This is a genomic window from Mycobacterium sp. 155, from assembly GCF_000373905.1.
Classification (GTDB): Bacteria; Actinomycetota; Actinomycetes; order Mycobacteriales; family Mycobacteriaceae; genus Mycobacterium.
Map to the genome: position 1 here is coordinate 3,751,083 of NZ_KB892705.1, position 20,585 is coordinate 3,771,667.

17 protein-coding genes and 2 tRNA genes are annotated in these 20,585 nt (G+C 64.7%); 5 read left to right on the top strand and 14 right to left on the bottom strand.

Annotated features, from left to right (window positions below; genetic code table 11):
* Positions 1-34: 34 nt before the first annotated feature.
* The gene (locus B133_RS0117805) at positions 35-1,336 is read left to right on the top strand and encodes a protein kinase (protein WP_018602959.1); all 1,302 of its coding nucleotides are present in this window, start codon (positions 35-37) and stop codon (positions 1,334-1,336) included.
* Entirely contained in the window at positions 1,333-3,213 is a 1,881-nt protein-coding gene (gene pknB, locus B133_RS0117810) for a Stk1 family PASTA domain-containing Ser/Thr kinase (protein WP_018602960.1), read from the top strand. The genes B133_RS0117805 and pknB overlap by 4 nt, the downstream gene beginning before the upstream one ends.
* Here pknB and B133_RS0117815 read toward each other — a convergent pair.
* Together B133_RS0117815 and B133_RS0117820 are read right to left on the bottom strand one after the other, a co-directional pair.
* Positions 3,191-3,865: an aminodeoxychorismate/anthranilate synthase component II gene (locus tag B133_RS0117815; protein WP_018602961.1), complete on the bottom strand. Its 675-nt coding sequence runs from the start codon at positions 3,863-3,865 to the stop codon at positions 3,191-3,193. The genes pknB and B133_RS0117815 overlap by 23 nt on opposite strands.
* Positions 3,866-3,882: 17 nt before the next feature.
* Positions 3,883-4,632 (bottom strand): DUF881 domain-containing protein, encoded by a 750-nt coding sequence (locus B133_RS0117820; protein ID WP_026256568.1) that lies wholly within the window; start codon positions 4,630-4,632, stop codon positions 3,883-3,885.
* Between the two features lie 95 nt (positions 4,633-4,727).
* Here B133_RS0117820 and crgA point away from each other — a divergent pair, with 95 nt between their 5' ends.
* Positions 4,728-5,012 (top strand): cell division protein CrgA, encoded by a 285-nt coding sequence (crgA, locus tag B133_RS0117825; RefSeq protein ID WP_018602963.1) that lies wholly within the window; start codon positions 4,728-4,730, stop codon positions 5,010-5,012.
* Between the two features lie 155 nt (positions 5,013-5,167).
* Positions 5,168-5,575: a PH domain-containing protein gene (locus tag B133_RS0117830; protein WP_026256569.1), complete on the top strand. Its 408-nt coding sequence runs from the start codon at positions 5,168-5,170 to the stop codon at positions 5,573-5,575.
* Between the two features lie 70 nt (positions 5,576-5,645).
* On the opposite strand, the gene B133_RS0117835 is transcribed toward B133_RS0117830, so the two are convergent.
* A complete protein-coding gene (locus B133_RS0117835) occupies positions 5,646-6,191 on the bottom strand; it encodes a peptidylprolyl isomerase (protein WP_018602965.1) in 546 nt (181 codons plus the stop codon).
* Positions 6,192-6,294: 103 nt separating this feature from the next.
* Here B133_RS0117835 and cwsA point away from each other — a divergent pair, with 103 nt between their 5' ends.
* Positions 6,295-6,702 (top strand): cell wall synthesis protein CwsA, encoded by a 408-nt coding sequence (gene cwsA / locus B133_RS0117840; protein WP_018602967.1) that lies wholly within the window; start codon positions 6,295-6,297, stop codon positions 6,700-6,702.
* Positions 6,703-6,932: 230 nt separating this feature from the next.
* On the opposite strand, the gene B133_RS0117845 is transcribed toward cwsA, so the two are convergent.
* The 11 genes from B133_RS0117845 to dnaN all read right to left on the bottom strand — a co-directional run bounded on the left by B133_RS0117845 (position 6,933) and on the right by dnaN (position 20,213).
* Positions 6,933-7,664, bottom strand: a complete 732-nt coding sequence (locus B133_RS0117845; protein WP_026256571.1) for a peroxiredoxin — start codon at positions 7,662-7,664, stop codon at positions 6,933-6,935.
* A gap of 232 nt (positions 7,665-7,896) precedes the next feature.
* Positions 7,897-7,969 (bottom strand) — tRNA-Ala (locus B133_RS0117850).
* A 161-nt stretch (positions 7,970-8,130) separates the two neighbouring features.
* Positions 8,131-8,204: transfer RNA gene (locus B133_RS0117860), tRNA-Ile, on the bottom strand.
* 83 nt (positions 8,205-8,287) lie between these two features.
* Positions 8,288-9,196 carry a DUF3566 domain-containing protein gene (locus tag B133_RS0117865; protein WP_026256572.1) on the bottom strand — a complete coding sequence of 303 codons (909 nt, stop codon included), beginning with the start codon at positions 9,194-9,196 and terminating at the stop codon, positions 8,288-8,290.
* A gap of 51 nt (positions 9,197-9,247) precedes the next feature.
* Positions 9,248-13,024, bottom strand: a complete 3,777-nt coding sequence (gene gyrA / locus B133_RS0117870; protein WP_018602975.1) for an intein-containing DNA gyrase subunit A — start codon at positions 13,022-13,024, stop codon at positions 9,248-9,250.
* Positions 13,025-13,215: 191 nt separating this feature from the next.
* Positions 13,216-14,019 (bottom strand): DUF5336 domain-containing protein, encoded by an 804-nt coding sequence (locus tag B133_RS0117875; RefSeq protein ID WP_018602977.1) that lies wholly within the window; start codon positions 14,017-14,019, stop codon positions 13,216-13,218.
* 112 nt (positions 14,020-14,131) lie between these two features.
* On the bottom strand, positions 14,132-16,144 hold the full coding sequence (gene gyrB, locus B133_RS0117880) for a DNA topoisomerase (ATP-hydrolyzing) subunit B (protein ID WP_018602979.1): 2,013 nt from the start codon (positions 16,142-16,144) through the stop codon (positions 14,132-14,134).
* A 219-nt stretch (positions 16,145-16,363) separates the two neighbouring features.
* Complete coding sequence (locus tag B133_RS0117885; protein WP_018602981.1) at positions 16,364-16,936, bottom strand: DUF721 family protein; 573 nt, start codon at positions 16,934-16,936, stop codon at positions 16,364-16,366.
* Positions 16,933-18,087 (bottom strand): DNA replication/repair protein RecF, encoded by a 1,155-nt coding sequence (gene recF / locus B133_RS0117890; protein ID WP_018602983.1) that lies wholly within the window; start codon positions 18,085-18,087, stop codon positions 16,933-16,935. The genes B133_RS0117885 and recF overlap by 4 nt, the downstream gene beginning before the upstream one ends.
* Positions 18,088-18,103: 16 nt before the next feature.
* The gene (gene gnd / locus B133_RS0117895) at positions 18,104-18,997 is read right to left on the bottom strand and encodes a phosphogluconate dehydrogenase (NAD(+)-dependent, decarboxylating) (protein WP_018602986.1); all 894 of its coding nucleotides are present in this window, start codon (positions 18,995-18,997) and stop codon (positions 18,104-18,106) included.
* Between the two features lie 25 nt (positions 18,998-19,022).
* A complete protein-coding gene (gene dnaN, locus B133_RS0117900; protein ID WP_018602987.1) occupies positions 19,023-20,213 on the bottom strand; it encodes a DNA polymerase III subunit beta in 1,191 nt (396 codons plus the stop codon).
* Between the last annotated feature and the right edge of the window lie 372 nt (positions 20,214-20,585).

The following is a 20,585-nucleotide window of genomic DNA, read 5'->3' on the forward strand; positions in this document are numbered from 1 at the left end:
CAGCATGCGTCAAGCGAGTCTGGGAGGTGGATATATGAGCCCCCGGGTCGGGGTCACGCTGTCTGGCCGGTACCGGCTGCAGCGACTCATCGCCACCGGCGGCATGGGCCAGGTGTGGGAAGCTGTCGACTCCCGGCTGGGCCGTCGCGTCGCCGTCAAGGTGCTCAAGGCCGAGTTCTCGACCGACGCGGAGTTCGTCGAACGGTTCCGCGCCGAGGCCCGCACCGTGGCCATGCTCAACCACCCCGGCATCGCCAGCGTGTACGACTATGGCGAGACGGAGTTGGACGGCGAGGGCCGCACGGCGTATCTGGTGATGGAGCTCGTCAACGGCGAGCCGCTGAACTCGGTGCTCAAACGCACAGGACGGTTGTCGTTGCGGCACGCCCTTGACATGCTCGAGCAGACCGGACGCGCCCTGCAGGTCGCACATACCGCAGGCCTGGTACACCGCGACGTAAAACCGGGCAACATCCTGATCACCCCGACCGGGCAGGTCAAGCTCACCGACTTCGGCATCGCCAAGGCTGTCGACGCCGCGCCGGTCACGCAGACCGGCATGGTGATGGGCACCGCCCAGTACATCGCCCCTGAGCAGGCGCTCGGGCATGACGCCACCGCCGCCAGCGATGTGTACTCACTGGGTGTCGTCGGCTACGAATCGGTGTCGGGTAAACGCCCGTTCACCGGCGACGGCGCCTTGACCGTGGCGATGAAGCACATCAAGGAGACCCCGCCACCGCTGCCGGCGGATCTGCCGCCCAACGTGCGCGAGCTGATCGAGATCACGCTGGTGAAGAACCCGGGCATGCGCTACAAGTCGGGCGGCCCGTTCGCCGACGCCGTCGCCGCCGTGCGTGCCGGCCATCGCCCGCCACGGCCCAACCAGGCTCCCACGCTGGGCCGGGCCGCGCCCGCTGCCGTGCCGTCAGCCGCACAGGCCCGCGCAGCGGCGGACCTGACCGGGCGCGCTCCGGCGACTGCGGCGCGGCCCCGCACCAGCACCGCGAACCACCGGCCGGCCGCGCCGCGGCGGACCTTCTCGTCTGGCCAGCGCGCCCTGCTGTGGGCCGCAGGGGTGCTCGGCGCCCTGGCCATCGTGATCGCGGTCCTGATCGTGCTCAACGCGCAGGACCGCAAGGACCGTCAGCAGTCGCCGCCGCCCACGGTCACCGATACGGTGACGCAGACGACGCCCTTCCAGTCACCCGCCGCGCACGCGAGGAGCGAAATCGACCCAGCGCACGCGAGGAGCGAAATAGATTCAGCGCGTGCGACGGGATTCACCATGATCGTGCCGCAGCAATTTGCTGCCCCGGAGCAGATATTGCGATGACGACTCCTCAGCACCTTTCCGACCGATACGAACTCGGCGAGATCCTCGGCTTCGGCGGCATGTCCGAAGTCCATCTGGCGCGGGACCAGCGCCTGCACCGTGATGTCGCGGTCAAGGTGCTGCGCGCGGACCTGGCCCGCGACCCCAGCTTCTACCTGCGTTTCCGCCGCGAAGCGCAGAACGCCGCCGCGCTGAACCACCCCGCGATCGTCGCGGTCTACGACACCGGCGAGGCCGAAACGCCGAACGGGCCGCTGCCCTACATCGTGATGGAGTACGTCGACGGCGTCACACTGCGCGACATCATCCACAACGACGGGCCTGTCCCCCCGCGGCGGGCGATCGAGATCATCGCCGACGCCTGCCAGGCGCTGAACTTCAGCCACCAGCACGGCATCATCCATCGCGACGTCAAGCCGGCCAACATCATGATCAGCAAGAACAACGCTGTGAAGGTGATGGACTTCGGCATCGCCCGAGCGTTGGCAGACGTCAACAGCGTCACCCAGACGGCCGCGGTGATCGGCACCGCTCAATACCTGTCGCCTGAACAGGCGCGCGGCGAGCCCGTCGATGCCCGCTCGGACGTCTACTCGCTGGGCTGCGTGCTCTACGAAATCCTTACGGGAGAGCCACCTTTCATCGGTGATTCACCGGTCGCGGTGGCCTATCAGCATGTCCGCGAGGACCCGGTACCACCGTCGACGCGGCATCCGGGTATCCCGCCAGAACTCGACGCGGTGGTGCTCAAGGCGCTGGCCAAGAATCCCGACAACCGGTACCAGTCGGCGGCGGAGATGCGCGCGGATCTGGTGCGGGTGCACAGCGGCGAGGCTCCGGACGCGCCCAAGGTGCTCACCGACGCCGAACGCACGTCGATGATGACGCAGTCCGGCCCGATGTCGTTCGGCGCGCAGACCGAGCACATGCCCGCCCCCATTCAACCCATGGCCGCCGGCCGGGACCGCAACGCTTCGATCGGTCGCTGGCTGATCGCGGTGGCGGTGCTGGCGGTGCTGACCGTGGTGGTGACGGTGGCGATCAACATGATCGGTGACCGCCCGCGCGATGTGCAGGTCCCGGATGTGACGGGCCAGACCGCCGACGACGCGGTCGCTGCGCTGCAGAACCGGGGCTTCCGGACCCACATAGACCGTCAGCCGGACAACACGGTCCCGCCCGAGAAGGTCATCAGCACTGATCCGGCCGCCAACTCGCAGGCCAGCGCCGGGGATGACGTCGCCATCACAGTCTCGACCGGCCCGAACCAGGCACTCGTGCCTGACGTCACGGGACTCAGCCCAGTGCAGGCCAGGGACAAGCTCAAGGCTGCCGGGTTCGAGAAATACAAGGAATCGCCCAGCGCCTCCACGCCGGAGCAGAAGGACAAGGTGATCGCGACCATCCCGCCGGCGAATCAGACGTCGGCGATCACCAACGAGATCACCATCGTGGTGGGCTCAGGGCCGGGCAGCAAGATCGTGCCCGATTGCGCCGGACAGAGTCCCGATGTGTGTAAGCAGATCTTCAACGCTGCGGGGTTCCCCAACACGGTCAGTGTCGATGTCGACAGCCCGCAGCCTAAGGGGCAGGTCGTCGGCACCGAGCCGGCCTCCGAACAGAACGTCCCGGTCGACACCCTGATCCAGATCCGGGTGTCGCGCGGCAACCAGTTCGTCATGCCGGATGTACGCGGGGGATTCTGGACCGACGTCGAGGCCAACCTGCGTAATGCGTACGGCTGGACGGGGAACCTCAACCGTGCCCCCGATGTATCGAACAGCGGTCAGCGGACCAACGCCGTGGTGACCCAGAGCCCGTCTCCGGGCACCCCGGTGAACTTCGGGGATCCGATTACGCTGGCGTTCGCTTCGTAGCCGCGGCAACCGCGCGGCCGACCTCGTCCTCGAGCTGACGCACAAGGTTCTCGTCCGGCGGGCAACCGCAGAGCACCAACCAGTTGGCAAGCATCCGGTGCCCGCCCTCGGTGAGGATCGATTCGGGGTGGAATTGCACACCGTGGATGGGCAACTCACGGTGACGCACGGCCATGATGACGCCGCTGTCGGTCTGCCCGATCACCTCGAGGCCGGCCGGCACGGTTTCGGGCAGGATCGTCAGCGAGTGGTACCGGGTGGCGGTGAATGGATCCGGAAGTCCTCGCAGCACACCGGCATCCGCGTGATGCACCACGCTGGTCTTGCCGTGCAGCAGCTCCGGGGCCCGGTCCACGGTGCCGCCGAACGCGACGCCGATGGCCTGATGTCCCAGGCACACACCGAGCAGGGGAGTACCCGCCTCAGCGCAGGCGCGGACCAGCGGGATCGACGCACCCGCACGTTCCGGCGTGCCCGGACCTGGGCTCAACAGCACCCCGTCGAAGTCCTGTGCTGCCTTCGCGATATCGGCTTCGGTGGCCAGCCGCGCGTCGTCGTTACGCCACACCTGCGCGTGCACCCCGAGCTGGCCCAGGTACTGGACCAGGTTGAACACGAAACTGTCGTAGTTGTCGACCACCAGAACCTGCATCGGCCCAGGTTACCGACTCAATACCCGATGGGACCCGCCGGCTGGGCATAGCGCATCCGGACCGGCTCGGTATGCCCGACGAGGTCCACCTGGGCGCGGGGTTCCTCGACGTAACCGAGCCCGAACCGCACCACGTACCGCTTATAGAGCGTGACGAGGGGAGCTGCAGCCAGCGCGGCCTGCATGGCACCCGCGTCACCGACCGCGGTGATGACATACGGCGGGCTGTAGGTGCGGCCGTTGAGCAGGAGAGTATTTCCGACACAACGCGGCGCGGAGCCGGCCATGATGCGCTGATCCTGCATCTGGATACCTTCTGCGCCCGCACTCCACAGCGCGTTGAGCACGGCTTGGATGTCTTGCTGGTGCACCACCAGGTCGTCTGGCGCGGCGTCCCCCGGGAATCGGCCCTGGGCGTCGCGCTGAGCATCGTTGAGGGTCACCACCAGACCCGGTCCACGCATCGGGGTGATGTCTGCATCGACAGCCAACGCGTCGGCACGTCCGGTGATGGCTTTCAGCGCGGCGTGTGAGGTCGGCGTGCCACCGTGATGGCTGTCGACTTGGTCGGCCAACGCGTCCCGTTGGGCGGTCAACCGCTCGACCGACTGTTGAGCCTCACGCACCAGGTCGACCAGACGCGGCGCGTCGCTGCGGCGGATCTCGCCACCGCCCGAAACCCCGTGGGTCGCGGCCAGCAGCAAACCCGCCAGCAGGCACACCACCGGCACGCCAAACCGCCACCGGGATCGGCGCGGTCGGTCCATCGATTTCTCCCCTGGACGTGCAGCTACGTTAGTGTCGTGAAGCATCCTGCTTCCATCGTCGCACCGTGTGACGCCGACTGCCCGTGAAGGTACCCATGCCCAAGTCCAAAGTCCGTAAGAAGAACGACTTCACCATCAAGCCGGTGAGCCGGACACCGGTCAAGGTCAAGGCCGGACCGTCCAGTATCTGGTTCGTGGCGCTGTTCATCGGGCTGATGCTGTTCGGCCTGATTTGGCTGCTGGTGTTCCAGCTCGCTGCCACCAATCCGATCGACACTCCGTCGTTCCTGCAATGGATGGCCGAGTTAGGTCCGTGGAACTACGCGATCGCGTTTGCCTTCATGATCACCGGACTTTTGCTCACGATGCGCTGGCACTGAGCTGCGGCGATACGATGATGAATTCATCGCACGTTCCAGGCGCCGAGGATTCAGCAACGTCGCGGCGGTCCAATCACATCGTTGTTATTCATCCCCACTGTGGATAGCACCTGTGGATAACTTCATTAGCCACGGTAAGAGGGTGTGACAAACCTGTGCAGCAAACGCAGTGGAGTCCGTCGACGTTGGGAATCCTCGCTTGCGGCATAACCGGACTCGTCATGGCTACCGGGGCTGTGACTTTGATCACAGATTCTCCGGGACGTGTTCTGGCCGGCGTTGCGGGGGTGGGATTGATCACCTTTGCAAGCTTCTCGTGGCGCGCGCGGCCGAAGCTGGCAATCACCGGCGAGGGCTTGGCGATCGGCGGTTGGTGGCGCACCCGAACACTCCGCCGCAATGACATCCGGTCGATCCGCATCACCGAGTTCCGGCGGATCGGGCGGAAAGTGCGACTCCTGGAGGTCGACACCGTCGATGACCGGCTGACCGTCTTCACCCGGTGGGACCTTGGGACCGATCCGTTGGACGTTCTCGACGCCCTGAAAGCGGCCGGCTACTAGATCTGTCCGCACAAACGACGCGACGCCCCCGCGCAGGAGGGCGTCGCGTCGTCTGGCGAACTCTAGAAGATCAGGACACGGTGACCGATTCGATCACGACCGGCTCGGTCGGACGGTCTCCACGATCGGTCGCCGTGGTCGCGATGGCGTCGACCACTTTCTGCGACTCGGGGTCGACGACCTCGCCGAAGATGGTGTGCCTGCGGTTCAGGTGGGGCGTCTTGCCCACCGTGATGAAGAACTGGGAGCCGTTGGTGCCCGGCCCGGCGTTGGCCATGGCCAGCAGGTAGGGCTTGTCGAACTGCAGTTCCGGGTGGAACTCGTCGGCGAACTGGTATCCCGGCCCGCCACGGCCCGTGCCCGTCGGGTCACCGCCCTGGATCATGAAGCCGTCGATGACACGGTGGAAGACGGCCCCGTCGTAGAAGGGACCGGACGTGCCGCCGGAAGCGTTCTCGGTGCTGTAGTCCTTGGTGCCTTGCGCCAACCCAACGAAATTGGCCACGGTCTTCGGAGCGTGGTTTCCGAACAGTGCGATCTTGATGTCACCGCGGTTGGTGTGCAGGGTCGCCGTCGCGGTCTGAATGGGACTCGTCACGAGGGTTGAGTCTGCCACTACGGTCTGCAGCCCCAACCAGCACCCGTCAGTTACCCACCTGAACGGCGCCGAGATGGCAGGCTGGTGTGCAGCTTTCCCCACGGCGGCAGAAAGGTACGAGATGACCGCTACGACCGACGACCGGCTGGCCCCCAATCAACGACTGGCGCGTGGCCTGAAGTACTCCGCGATGGGCTCCGTCGACGTCTCCCGGGGTGTTGTGGGGTTATGCCTGCAGGCGGCCGTGGCAGCAGGAACAAGTGCGCGCAGGCGCTACCAGGACGGCCAGCTGCGCCATCAGCTGGCGGCGGTGGCGGAGAGGCTGGAAGAGGCGCTGCCCGACGTTCTCGCCGACGCGGTCCCGGCCAAGTCGAAGTCCAAGTGCCGGCGTCGACCCTGGCTCATCGCCGGGGTCGCCGCTGCGGTGCTGGCCGGGGGAGCGGTGGCCTTCTCCGTCGTGCGCCGTACCAAGCGGCCCGAGCCGCCCGCGACGCTACCGCCGAGCGTGGAAGTCTCGCCCAAGCCGTAGCGGCGGAGTCGAACACCCAATTCGACGCCGGATTACTTGTTGCCGGCCACTTTGACGCGATCCCTGCGTACGAAGTCGCGTGGATCGTCGTCAGGGACCTCTGAGCAGGTGCATCGTTGGTCCTCAGGAACATCGGCCATGACACTGTCGACGTGCTGACCACAGCCCGCCCAGCCGGTCTTACCGCATATTGCGCACCGCACGGGGTAACACATGAGGCTCTCCTCTCGCTAGGCGTGGCCGTCAGCGCGGATGGCGGACTCGACGTCGACGGCGGAGAGCTCCTTGGTGCAGAAGAACCAGTCCGCGCATTCGACACCTTCGGTCTGACCACCCATCCGTTCCTGTGCGGTCCCGCACGAACCTGGTGGGGGCACGATCACCGGCTCGCCGGGACGCCAGTCGGCCGGCATCGCGACATCGAAGTGGTCGGCTGTTTGCAGGGCCTTGACCACGCGCAGCAACTCGTCGAAGTTACGGCCGAGGCTGAGCGGGTAGTAGATGATCGCGCGGACGATCCCCTTCGGGTCGATGACAAACACTGCACGCACCGCCTTGGCGGAGTCCTCGCCGGGCATGATCATCCCGTATTTCCGCGCGACCTCCATCGAAATGTCCTCGATGAGCGGGAATGTGACCTCGACATCTCGCATGTCGCGGAACGCGATCTTGTCCTTGATCGTGCGCAACCAGGCGATGTGACTGTAGAGACCGTCCACCGACAAGCCCACCAGTTCCGTGTTGTAGTCCGCGAATTGCTGCTGCATGGCGGCGAAGGTCATGAACTCGCTGGTGCACACCGGGGTGAAGTCCGCCGGATGCGAAAACAGGATGACCCACTTGCCGGCGTAGTCGACGGGAAAGTTGATCTGACCCTGCGTTGTGACGGCGGTGAACGCCGGAGCATGGTCTCCGATGCGGGGCATGGCGGTTACGGGGCTTGGCGTCTCTGCGATGGTCATCGTGGTGAATCCTTCCGATAGAACGTGACACCAGTAGGAACATATACCCCATGGGGTATATTCCGGCGTAGCGACGACCACTACCCAGATAACCGATGGGGCGATGTGGGTTGATCGGGAGACGGCAGGGGTGCCAGTTCAAGACCAGGTGCGGCAGATCGTCGAACAGGCTCCATCGAATGGCGATTATCGGGAGGTGCAGGACATAGGCCGACGACGGCGCAATTAAAAGTGGAGCCTAGGAGATTCGAACTCCTGACATCTGCCTTGCAAAGGCAGCGCTCTACCAACTGAGCTAAGGCCCCGTGCCTGGATCAGGACGGCTGTGCCGCCTGGTGCCACACCTCCGCGCTATGCCGGGATCGCCACACGATTCCCGCCACAACCGCCACCGCGAGTGCCAACACCAGCTTCATGGTGGACCTCCGGTTGGCCAGTACCGACACGACCGGCAGTGCCGGTTTCGTGGGCCTAGGAGGACTCGAACCTCCGACCTCTTCGTTATCAGCGAAGCGCTCTAACCGCCTGAGCTATAGGCCCGTATTGGGGACGACCGAGCGACGAGATTACCGTACCGATGCCCGGTCTCCCAAACCGGTTGATTTGGGCTGGTCGGCCGACCGTCAGTCACGGTCGGCGAGCGTCACCTCCACGCCGCCGACCAGGTCGGTGGTGAGGTTGTAGACGAACGCGCCGATGGTGGCCATCGCCGTCATGACGACGATGTTCACCAGGCCGATCAGTGTCGCGCCGCCGAAGATTGTGCCGGCGGAGACCAGCTCACCGCCGGCGTTGCCGCCACTGCTGGTCAGCAGGTCACCGACGTTGCTGTTGAGCTTGCTCCACACCCCCATGCCGCCGAGCACGACGTAGAGGAACGCCACCGCGATCATCCACACAAAAAACAGCGCCGAGGACAGCACCAGGGCCACCTTGAGCACCGTCCACGGGTCGACGCGGCGGATCTGCATGCTGGCCCGGATGGGTCCCTTTGTCGACGTGCGGCTGGCCACTTGGATGCGGCCCGACGCGCCCGAGGACGACGAATGTAGCGACGACGATGCCTCAGCAGCCTTGCGTTGCGGGGGCCGCGGTGTCGGCCCGGACAGGTCCGGTAACTCGCTGGCATACGCCTCGGTGCGGACCGGCTCGGGACGCGACACTTCGGCGCGGGTCGCTTCGGCGCGCGACGGCTCGGGACGCGACGGTTCGGGACGCGACGGTTCCGGACGCGACCGGGGCGGTTCGACTTCGGCCGTATCACCGCCCGAGACGAACCGCTGCAGCCGGGCCTCGACGCCGGGGGAGTGCCCTGCCGGAGTGCGGTCGCCGTCCTGATGCGGTTCGGCAGGCTGCTGAGCGGGCCGGGCAGCTGTGCCCCGCTCCCACGGTGGCACCTCACCGGTCTCGGTGATGTTGCCCGTCGGCCGGGGCACGTTGCCGACGCTCCCGCCCTCGGATCCTGAGCCGTTGGTACTGCTGCCGGACCGGTCGCCCGTACGCGGGTACCCCGGCTCGCTCGGTGAAGTCACCTAACAGCTCCTAAGCTCAGGCCGAGGGCCAGGTGTGCCTCGGCGGCTGCGTCATGTCTCGGAAGACTCGGCGGACTCGGCTTCTTCCGCATCCGGTTCCTCCTCGGCATTGCGCGCAATCGCAATCAGTGTGTCGCCCTCGCCCAGGTTCATCAAGCGGACCCCCTTGGTTTGCCGCCCGGCCTTGCGAACCTGACGGGCCGCGGTCCTGATGACGCCCCCGCCTGAGGTGATGGCATACAGCTCGGTCTCGTCGTCGACGATAAGCGCTCCGACAAGGTTGCCACGCCGACGGTCGTACTGGATCGTCAGGATGCCCTTGCCACCCCGGCCCTGGACCGTGTACTCCTCGATCGCGGTGCGCTTGGCGTACCCGCCCGACGTCGCTACCAGCAGATACGTGTCGGGCTGAACCACGTTGAGGGACAGCAAGCGGTCGTCCTCGTTGAATCGCATGCCCTGGACACCGGAGGTGGCGCGGCCCATCGGCCGCAGCGCCTCGTCGGTGGCCGAGAACCGGATCGACTGCCCGTTGGCACTGACCAACAACAGGTCGTCATCGGCCGAACACAGCACGGCACCGACCAGCTCGTCGCCGTCGCGCAGATTCACCGCGACGATGCCACCGGAACGATTCGAGTCGAAGTCGGTGAGCTTGGACTTCTTCACCAAGCCGTTGCGGGTGGCCAGCACGAGATATGGCTCATCTTCATAGCTCTTGATCTGAATGACCTGAGCAATGCGCTCTTCGGGCTGGAACGCCAGCAGGTTCGCCACATGCTGGCCACGCGCGGTACGCAAGGCCTCCGGCAGTTCATAGGCCTTGGCCCGATACACCCGACCCTGCGTGGTGAAGAACAGGATCCAGTCGTGCGTCGAGCAGACGAAGAAGTGGTTGACGATGTCGTCGGCCTTGAGCCCGGCGCCCTGCACGCCCTTGCCGCCGCGCTTCTGGCTTCGGTACAGGTCGGTTTTGGTGCGCTTGGCGTACCCGGTCTCGGTGATCGTGACGACCACGTCCTCGCGGGCAATCAGGTCCTCATCGCTGACCTCGCCATCGGCGGGGACGATCCGGGTGCGACGGTCGTCGCCGTGCTTCTCGACGATCTCAGCGAGCTCGTCGCGGACGATGGCGCGCTGCCGCTCGGGCTTGGCCAGAATGTCTTCGAGGTCCGCGATCTCGGCTTCGATCTTGGCCAGATCATCGACGATGCGTTGACGTTCCAGAGCAGCCAACCGCCGCAGCTGCATGTCCAAGATGGCCTGGGCCTGGATCTCGTCGACATCCAGGAGCTCCATCAAGCCGGCCCGGGCGACATCGGCATTGGCCGACGCCCGGATCAAGGCGATGACCTCGTCGAGAGCGTCGAGCGCCTTGACCAGACCACGCAGGATATGGGCCCGCTCGTTGGCCTTCCGCAACCGGTAGCGGGTGCGCCGGTTGATGACGTCGAGCTGATGGTCCACGTACAGCCGGATCAGCTGATCCAACCGCAGGGTGCGCGGCACACCGTCGACGATCGACAGCATGTTGGCACCGAAACTGGTCTGTAGCTGAGTGTGCTTATAGAGGTTGTTCAGCACGACCTTGGCGACGGCATCGCGCTTGAGCTCCACCACAATTCGGATGCCGACACGATCGCTGCCCTGGTCCTCAATGTTGGAGATGCCGGCCAGCTTGCCGTCGCGCACCTGCTCGGCGATCGAGGTGATGAAGTTGTCGTGGTTGACCTGATACGGCAGCTCGGTAATGACGATCGAGGTGCGCCCACGGGAGTCTTCCTCGATCTCGACCACACCGCGCATCCGGACCGAACCGCGGCCCGTCTTATAAGTGTCCTCGATCCCCTGCGAGCCGACAATCAAACCGGCAGTGGGGAAGTCGGGCCCTTTGACCCGCTCGCACACCGCGGCCAGCGTGGCTTCTTCATCGGCCTCGTGGTTCTCCAGGCACCAGTACACCGCCTCGGCCAGCTCGCGCAGGTTGTGCGGCGGGATGTTAGTGGCCATACCGACGGCGATACCGCCCGAACCGTTGGCCAGCAGGTTGGGGAACCGGCTCGGCAGAACCGTCGGTTCCTGCACCCGGCCGTCGTAGTTCGGGATGAAATCGACTGTTTCCTCGTCGATTTCACGCAGCATCTCCATAGCCAACGGTGTCAGCCGGGCTTCGGTGTTGTGACTGACGAACCCGTTGGTAATGAACGCGTGGTCTTCGGTATCGACGCGCAGGCTGTACACGGGCTGCACACCTGCGTCGGTCACCGATTCGACCCGGGCGTAATAGAAGCGGCCGTCAGTCAGCTCCGTTGCGATGGCACGAACGTCGGGATCGGCTATATGCGAAAGGATCTCGGCACCATTTCGCCGCCACCGATCGAGCCGATCGATGTTGTGCTTGCGCAGCCACTCCTTGTCAGCCCAGCGACCTCCACCATGGGTGCGGATGAACTCACCAAGACCCGGCACGTGGTCGCCGTCGCGGCCCTTGGCCGCGGCAGGCAGCGCCGACAGGATTCGCTGCAGCTTGGTCTGCTTCACACCACCGAAGCCGATCTGTGTGGCAAACAGCTCCGCCTGCGCACGGTTAGTGATCGCGACCTTGTACTCACCGGTGGCATGCCGATAACGACTCGACACAACACCGAACTCCAGCAGCATCTGCTGGACGTCCTTGGCGAGCTGGTCACTACGCGTCGAATAGGAGACCTGGATCGTGTTGCGCGGCAACGCCGAGCACGATCCGTCGCCTTCGAAGAGCGCCTGAAGGAAGGCGCGCTTGACCACTGTCGCCGAGTGCCACAACCATTCCGGTACGGCCTTGTCTGCCGATCGCTGGCCAATCATGTCGCTAAGCCGGGAGGCCTTGAGCGCCTGCAAGTTATGCACGTCGAGCTCGTGCAGTGTCGACCCTGACGCAATAGTCCGCGACGACACATATCTCGGTCCGCCCACGACAGCGTCATAGGCGGCAACAACGATTTCGAAGAAATCTCGGTCGAGATTATTGAAACCCGCCCGACTCTCGGATACGAAACCTTCACTGATAAAGGCGCCCAGCAGCAGTGCTTCCAGGGTTTCGTACCAGTCGGCAGCACCGAACTCAGCAGGCGGCGTGCGCTGAATCGCCACCCGGTCCCCGGGACGGATCTCTTCGATCAGTTTCCACAGGAGTGTCGGCACGCCAGCAACGTCGACGAGGCACAGCAGTGGGTGGTTGCTCGTCCCCGTGACTGTGTATCCCTCGGTCGTCCTCACCCTGTATGCCTGATGCTCACCCGAATGGAAGAGCCGATCCGCCAATACCGGATTACCGTGCCGATCGACAACCTTGAGATCGATCACGTGCTCGGTGTTCGGCCGCGCCGCGGGCACAACATCAGCGATACGCACCGAGTGACCCATCGGCAGGCGCACGAGCGCATCACCAGTGATGCAGTACCTCATGGCGGCCGGCGGGTCGTTACCCGGCGAGCCGAAGTTGCCCTGGCCGTCGACCAGTGGGTAGCGCAACGACCACGGCTGGGCCATCCGGACCAGGGTGTCGTAGATCGACGCGTCACCGTGCGGGTGATAGTTACCCATCGTCTCGGCGACCGAACGTGCGGACTTGGCATGACTGCGGTCCGGCCGGAAGCCGGAGTCATACATGGCGTAGAGCACCCGGCGGTGCACCGGCTTGAGACCGTCGCGCACCTCCGGCAGCGCGCGGCCGACGATCACGCTCATGGCGTAGTCGATGTAGCTGCGCTGCATCTCCTGCTGAATGTCAACCGGTTCGACGCGGTCTGAGGCGCCGTCGCCAGGCGGCAACGTGGTGTCTGTCATCTAATCCTCGTTCGTCACGGCACGCCCGGGCGACAAAAGCAACCTCGGGCAACCTTTAAAGTCTAGTTGGTCTGCAGCTCAGCACCCCGAGACGCGTCGGGGCAGTGTCGTCAGAAGGCCCAGCTGCCGCCGGCCTCGGCAGGGTGTCGATAGTCGCGCCGGCCGACGAACTCCGTTATATCGAGCGGTCTCTACCCGCCCGGTGGCGGTCCCTCGCCGCGCGGATAGTTGCGGCTGGGATCGGGCCCGGCATCACCGGATTGCCACCGATCGGGGAGCGGTGGCATGTTCCGCCGCCACCCTCCAGGAGTCTCGTGTGTCGGCGCCGGCCTGGCGGGCTGTGCTCCTCCTCCCGGAGATGAGGGCGGGACAAAGTCCGGATGTTCGCGGTATCCGGACGGCGGCGCCTGTTGCGGGACACCGTGACCACCCTGTTGACCGTATTCATGCGGCACGCTCCGCGGTGACGGGCCACTCACCCCGAAGCGAGTCGTCACCTCGCCCATGTCGCGGCGAGCAGGCGGGTGTTGTTTCCGTAGACGCTGAGACGGTTGTTCGGACAGCGACTTGGTGGCTCGCACAGCGAGTACAGCCACCACGGTCTGTGCCAGGGCCAGCACCGCGATGACGATGAGCGCCCAACCGATCTCGGTCTCCACCGGGCGCTTCACCAGGCCCATCACGACCGCCAAGAAACCGAACGCCGACAACACCGCGGCGACGATGCGGTAATGGGTTGCGGGGACCTTGGTTCCAGGGATAGCCAGCAAACCGGCGAAAAGTAGAGCGAGCGTGCCTGTCCCGACCCACGTGGCAATAGGTTGACCGGCCAGTGCCGCAGCACTCTTACCGGTGTATACCGGGCCGGCCTGCATCCCAAAACCGATGACGGCCAACGCGGTAACGCCCAGACCAGCTGGGGCCGTCAGATCGTGCGCAACCGGCTGAACGGCTATCGGATCACCGATTCCCGATGGTTGACCCGGGTAGGCCATGGCGGTCCTCCTCGCGGCGAGCTATCTACTGAAATCGAACCCAGCACAATGTGCTGTGGCTCCTGGGAATACATTGCCGGTCACCTTGGTGTAGCTCGTTTTTCGACGCATATCAGACATCGAGGAAGCGGACGTCCTTGGCATTGCGGGTGATGAAGCTGCGCCGGGCCTCGACATCTTCACCCATCAGGATCGAGAACAGTTCGTCGGCCGCCGCGGCGTCGTCGAGCGTCACCTGACGCAACACCCGGACGGCGGGGTCCATGGTGGTTTCCCATAGCTCCTTGGCGTCCATCTCGCCGAGGCCTTTGTAGCGCTGGATGCCGTCGTCCTTGTTGATCTTCTTCCCCGCGGCAAGGCCAGCCTCGAGCAAGCCGTCACGCTCGCGGTCGGAGTAAGCGAACTCCGGCTCTTGACGCTGCCATTTCAGCTTGTACAGCGGCGGCTGGGCCAGGAAGATGTGCCCGTTTTCCACCAGCGGCTTCATAAACCGGAACAACAAGGTCAGCAGCAGCGTCGAGATGTGCTGGCCGTCCACGTCGGCGTCGGCCATCAGAACAATTTTGTAGTAACGCAATTTGGAGATGTCGAACTCGTCGTGGATGCCGGTGCCGAGTGCGGTGATGATGGCCTGGACTTCGGTGTTCTTCAGAACCCGGTCGATCCGGGCCTTCTCGACATTGATGATCTTGCCGCGTAGCGGCAGGATCGCCTGGAACATCGAATCCCGGCCACTCTTGGCCGAGCCACCGGCCGAATCACCCTCCACCACATACAGTTCCGATTTTTGTGGATCGGTGGAACGGCAGTCCGCCAGCTTGCCGGGCAGGCCGCCGATGTCGGTAGCGCTCTTGCGCCGCACCAGCTCTCGCGCCTTGCGCGCGGCGATTCGCGCCTGCGCTGAGGAAACCGCTTTGTTCACAACGGTTTTGGCTTCAGCCGGATTAGCCTCGAACCAGTGCGTCAGCTGCTCGTTGCAGATCTTCTGTACGAACGACTTGACCTCGGTGTTGCCCAGCTTGGTCTTGGTCTGACCCTCGAACTGCGGCTGGGCCACCTTGACCGAGATCACCGCGGCCAAGCCCTCACGGATGTCGTCACCGGTGAGGTTCGGATCCTTGTCTTTGAGGAGCTTCTTGTCCTTGGCGTACTTGTTTACCACGCTCGTCAACGCCGAGCGGAAGCCTTCCTCGTGCGTGCCGCCCTCGTGGGTGTTGATCGTGTTGGCGAAGGTGTGCACCGATTCCGAATAACCCGCGTTCCACTGCATCGCGATCTCGACCTCGTGTCCTTCGCCCTTGCCGTCGAAATCGATGACACTGGGCTGGATCGCGGTCTTGGTCCGGTTGATGTGCTTGACGAAGTCGACCAGGCCGCCGGGGTAGTGGAATGTGCGGTGCTTGACCTTGTTCGGTGCAGTCGCCTCGGCTGCCTTCTCGTCGGCGCTTTTCGGAGCGGCGGCCATGTCGGAGACGACCTCGTCGACGACCTCCTCCGAGGTGACCCGCTCGTCGGTCAACTCGATGGTCAGACCTTTGTTCAGAAACGCCATCTCCTGCAGCCGCCGGGCGATGGTCTCGAAGTCGTAGTCAGTGGTCTCGAAGACGTTCGGATCCGCCCAGAAGCGAATGGTGGTGCCCGTCTTGTTGGTCTTGTCACCCTGTTTGAGAGTGCCGGGAACCGAGTTCGCGTAAGTCTGGAACCATTCATAGCCGTCGCGCCGGATGTCGGCTTCCAGCCGCGTGGACAGTGCGTTGACGACGGAGACACCGACACCGTGCAGACCGCCGGACACCTGGTAGGCGCCTTCTTCGAACTTTCCACCTGCGTGCAGGACTGTCATCACGACATCCACGGTGGGGACACCCGTGGCGTGCATCGCAACCGGGATGCCACGTCCGTCGTCGGTGACCTGAACCCCGCCGTCACCGAGGATTCGCACGTCGACCTTGGTCGCGAAGCCAGCCATCGCCTCATCAACGGCGTTGTCGACAACCTCCCACACCAGGTGGTGCAGACCGCGTTCACCGGTGGAACCGATATACATCCCGGGACGTTTGCGCACCGCTTCGAGGCCCTCGAGCACCTTGATCGAATCGGCACCGTACTGATCTTGGGCAGCCACGTCGGACGCGTCTCCTTGGGGTTCACGGGAGGCGGTGAATACACCACCTCAGATCCTGAGACAGTCTACCGTCAACCGACGGCAGCACCGGTCCTACGGCGCGGTTTTCACCTATCTGTATGCGCCGTGCGCGGAATTTCACGACTCCAGGTGCGTGGGGACGCCTCAGAAACTCGTCGGGCACCGTCTCGGGGCTCTGAGAGGAAGCCACCCAGGTTGTCAGCCGTACGTGTCCCTCGGGCCGCGACCGGGGACGCTACGCGGACCCTTGCGCCAGGACGGACCCACCGGACCGACGATTTTCAGAGACTTCACCACACCGTCGCCCACCGCAGCCGCAATCTTGGCCAGCAACTGAGCCTGCACCATCCGTAGCTGGGTCGCCCACGCTGTTGACTCTGCCGACACCGTCAATACCCCGTCGTTGAGGCCGGTGGGATTCGCATGATCGGCGATCTGGTCCCCGACCACTGCGCGCCACCGTCCGAACACGGCACCTTCGGACACCTGTGTCGACCAACCGCGGGATCTGGCGAGGTCCTGCGATGCCACGCCGAGTAGCTGCGGATCCCGGCGGTCAGGACCGGGACCCGACCAGCTCCGCCGCGACCGCGCACCGCCGGCCACGCGGCGTACTGGTGCGGTGCGGCCCCGGCCGACATCCTTGCCTTGACTGCGCGCCGCGCCGCGGGCCTCCTCGAGCGTGCGTCGAACCAAGTCCATCCCACGCAGCCCGGCCAGGTGTTCCGGGGGGACAGTGGCACCGTCCTCAGCCGCATCATCGTCACTCATTGCTGCACCACCGAAATACGGCCGTCCTCACCGTCGATCATTCGGATCTCGATACGGCGGACATCCTCGTCCTCTGGAATATCTTCCTCCACCGCGGCGGTGATGAGCACCTGTTCGGCAGTGGCGGCGACGCCGGCGAGCGCACGCCGCCGTGCCGCGTCCAACTCAGCAAAGACGTCATCCAGTAGCAGCACCGGCTCCGCGCCGTCGGCACGCAACAATTCGTAGGCCCCGAGCCGCAGCGCCAACGCCATCGACCACGATTCACCGTGGCTGGCAAAGCCTTTCGCGGGCTGATCGCCGAGCCGTAACTCGAGATCGTCACGGTGCGGGCCGACGAGGCACACCCCGCGCTCCAGTTCGGCGTCACGGCGCCGGGCCAGTGCGTCGAGCAGCGCAGCCTCGTAGAACTTTTCGGTCTCCGGGCCGGGCGCATTTTCAATGGCTTCGATCGCACTGCGATATCGGATGGTCGCCGGGCGCGACGACGGCGCCAACAGTTGGTACGCCTTCTGCACCTCGGGATGCAGTTGCTCGACGAGCTTCACCCGCGCCGCGATGAGTGCCGCACCGTGCGCGGCCAAATGCCCGTCCCAGACCTCGAGCGTGCTCAGAACATTACTGTCACCGCGATAACGCGCTGCCGCAGCGGTTTTCAGCAATGCGGTGCGTTGCCTGACCACCTTGTCGTAGTCGGCCCGCACCCCGGCGATGGCCGGACGACAAGTGGTCGCGAGCTCATCGAGGTAGCGTCGCCGCTCACTCGGATCGCCACGAACCAGCGCCAGATCCTCCGGACTGAACAACACAGCCCGCAGCACACCGAGGATTTCGCGCGGACTCCGCACCGGAGAGCGGTTGAGCCGGGCCTTGTTCGCCCTCCCGGTGGTGATCTCGAGATCGACCGCCAGTTCTCGCGCATCATTGACGACGATGGCCGACACGATGGCGCGCTCAGCGGTCGACCTGATCAACGGTGCATCGGTGGACACGCGGTGCGATCCGAGCGTCGCCGAATACCACAGCGCCTCAATCAAGTTCGTCTTACCAAAGCCATTCGGCCCGACGAACACGGTGCGGCCCGGCTCAAGCTCCACATCGGCGTGAGCCCAGGACCGAAAATCGGTCAGGGCCAGATGCCGGGCGTACACGGCTATACCTCCCGGATCACCCGGACTCGCTGATCCTCTGAACCGCGTGACCACCGAACTGGTTACGCAGCGCTGCCACCGCTTTCATGGTGGGGGAGTCCTCCTGCCTCGAGGCGAACCGCGCGAACAGCGCTGCGGCGATCACCGGCATCGGTACCCGGTGGTGGATGGCCTCTTCGACGGTCCACCTGCCTTCACCGGAATCCTCTGTGTAGCCGGTGATGTCGTCGAAACCGGGATCTTCCTTGAGGGCCTTGGCCAGCAGCTCCTGCAACCACGAGCGCACTACTGTGCCATTGGTCCAAGCCTGGATGACGGCCTGTGGATTCTTGATGAGCTTCTCAGCAGCCAGCAGTTCATAGCCTTCGGCGTAGGCGTGCATCAGCCCGTACTCGATACCGTTGTGCACCATCTTGGCGTAATGCCCGGCGCCCACCGGCCCGGCGTGCACGAATCCGTCGGCGATCTCACCGGCCGGCCGCAATGTGTCGAAGATCGGCATCGCCCTGGCCACGTCGGCATCGCTACCACCGACCATCAGCCCGTAGCCTTCGGTCAAGCCCCACACGCCGCCGGACACCCCGGCGTCGATGAACGAAATACCCTTCTCGCCCAACAGTTTCGCGTGCAGTTCATCATCGGTGTAACGCGAGTTGCCGCCGTCTATCACCAGATCGCCGGGGCTCAATACATCAGCCAGCGACTTGATGGTGTCGTTCGTAATCGTTCCGGACGGCACCATGACCCACACCACGCGAGGCGCGCTCAACGCGGCCGCCAGGTCGGTGAGGCTCGCCACGTCGCTGACCTCGGGGCGCGGGTCGTAACCGATGACCTCGTGGCCACCCTCGCGGAGCCGCTCCCGCATGTTGAAGCCCATCTTGCCCAGGCCGATCAACCCCAATTGCATATGGGTTCCTCTTTCGTCGGGCCGGTCAGCCAGGAAGGCGGACCGGCATCAACAGGTAGACGTAATCGGTGTGGGCGGCCGGGAATGGGCCACCTCCACCGGTTCCATCATCGTCGCCCGCCGGGCGCAACACTGCGGGACGGCTGGGTGTCGTAAATCCGAATGTCACACGTTCTGAACGCAACGAGCCCAGTCCGTCGGTCAGGTATGTCGGGTTGAACGCAATCGTCAGCGGCTCACCCACGAACGACACGGGAAGATCTTCTTCAGCCCTGCCGACATCGTCGGCGCCCGCCGAAAGGCGCAGCACGTCGTCGGCGAACTCCATGCGGATCTGCGCGCCCCGATCGGCCACCAGCGCCACGCGCTTGATGGCCTCGGTCAGCTCCGCCACGCCGATGGTGGCTACCGCCGTGTGCTCGGTGGGCAGCAGCTGGCGGAACTTCGGAAATTCCGCGTCGAGCAGGCGCGTGGTGCTGCGCTTGCCATTGCTGCGAATGCCCAGCAACCCGTCTTTGCCGACTGATGGTCCGGATCCGAGCGACAGGTGCACCTCGGTGCCATCGGTGCCGGCTTTGGCCGCCTCGGCCAGCGTCTTGGCCGGTACCAACACCGCGGTCTCGACGTCGGCCGCCGTGGCCACCCAGGTCAGCTCCCGCACTGCCAGCCGGAATCTGTCGGTAGCCGCCAAAACTACTGATTCGCCTGAGATTTCGACGCGAATGCCAGTCAGCATCGGCAAGGTGTCATCGCGGCCCGCAGCGACCGCGACCTGTCCGATGGCCTCGGCAAAGAGGTCGGCCGCGACCACACCGGTCTCGTCGGGTAGCGCGGGCAGCGCAGGGTAGTCCTCGACTGCCAACGTCGGCAGGGAGAACCGAGCACTTCCGCACGTCAGGGCGGCGCGGGTGCCCTCGACGCTGACGTCGACGGGCTTGCCCGGCAGCGCCTTGGTGATATCGGAGAGCAGCCGACCAGATACCAAAACGCTTCCCGGAGAAGCTATTTCGGCGGCAACCCGGACCTCGGCCGAAACTTCGTAGTCGAATCCCGAGATGGTCAGACCGTCATCGGTACCGGTGAGCAGCACACCGGCCAGCACCGGGATGGTGGGCCGGCTCGGCAGGTTACGGGCCACCCAGGCCACCGCGTCCGCGAAGTCCTCGCGCACCACGCGAAACTTCAGGTCGGTCAGCCCAGCCGTAGTCGTCGACACGTCCTATGCGCCCCTTCGATAATCCCCACAATGAGCTCTATTCGACGGTTTCCGGCCGGGCTGCACAGCGTAAGGCCATGCAAGCACGCCGAAGAAACCGTTGTCGAAGAACCACCGTAGAGCTTTCCGCATCAAGTTGAAAGCTAATCGATCGGGGTGACATCAGCAGGTGTCGAGGCATGTGAGGCGCCCCTCGATCAGGGGTGTCCCCAACAGCCTTCTTCTAGGAAGAATTCTAAGTAGATATTTGAGTAACAGTAATAGGCATTGTGGAATCTGGGGATCACGCGGTGTATGTGCTGTATGTCCGGTGTGTCGTGGTGTGAGTCGGCTGTGGAGACTTGGGTCGGACCGTAGCGGGTGCTGTGGACA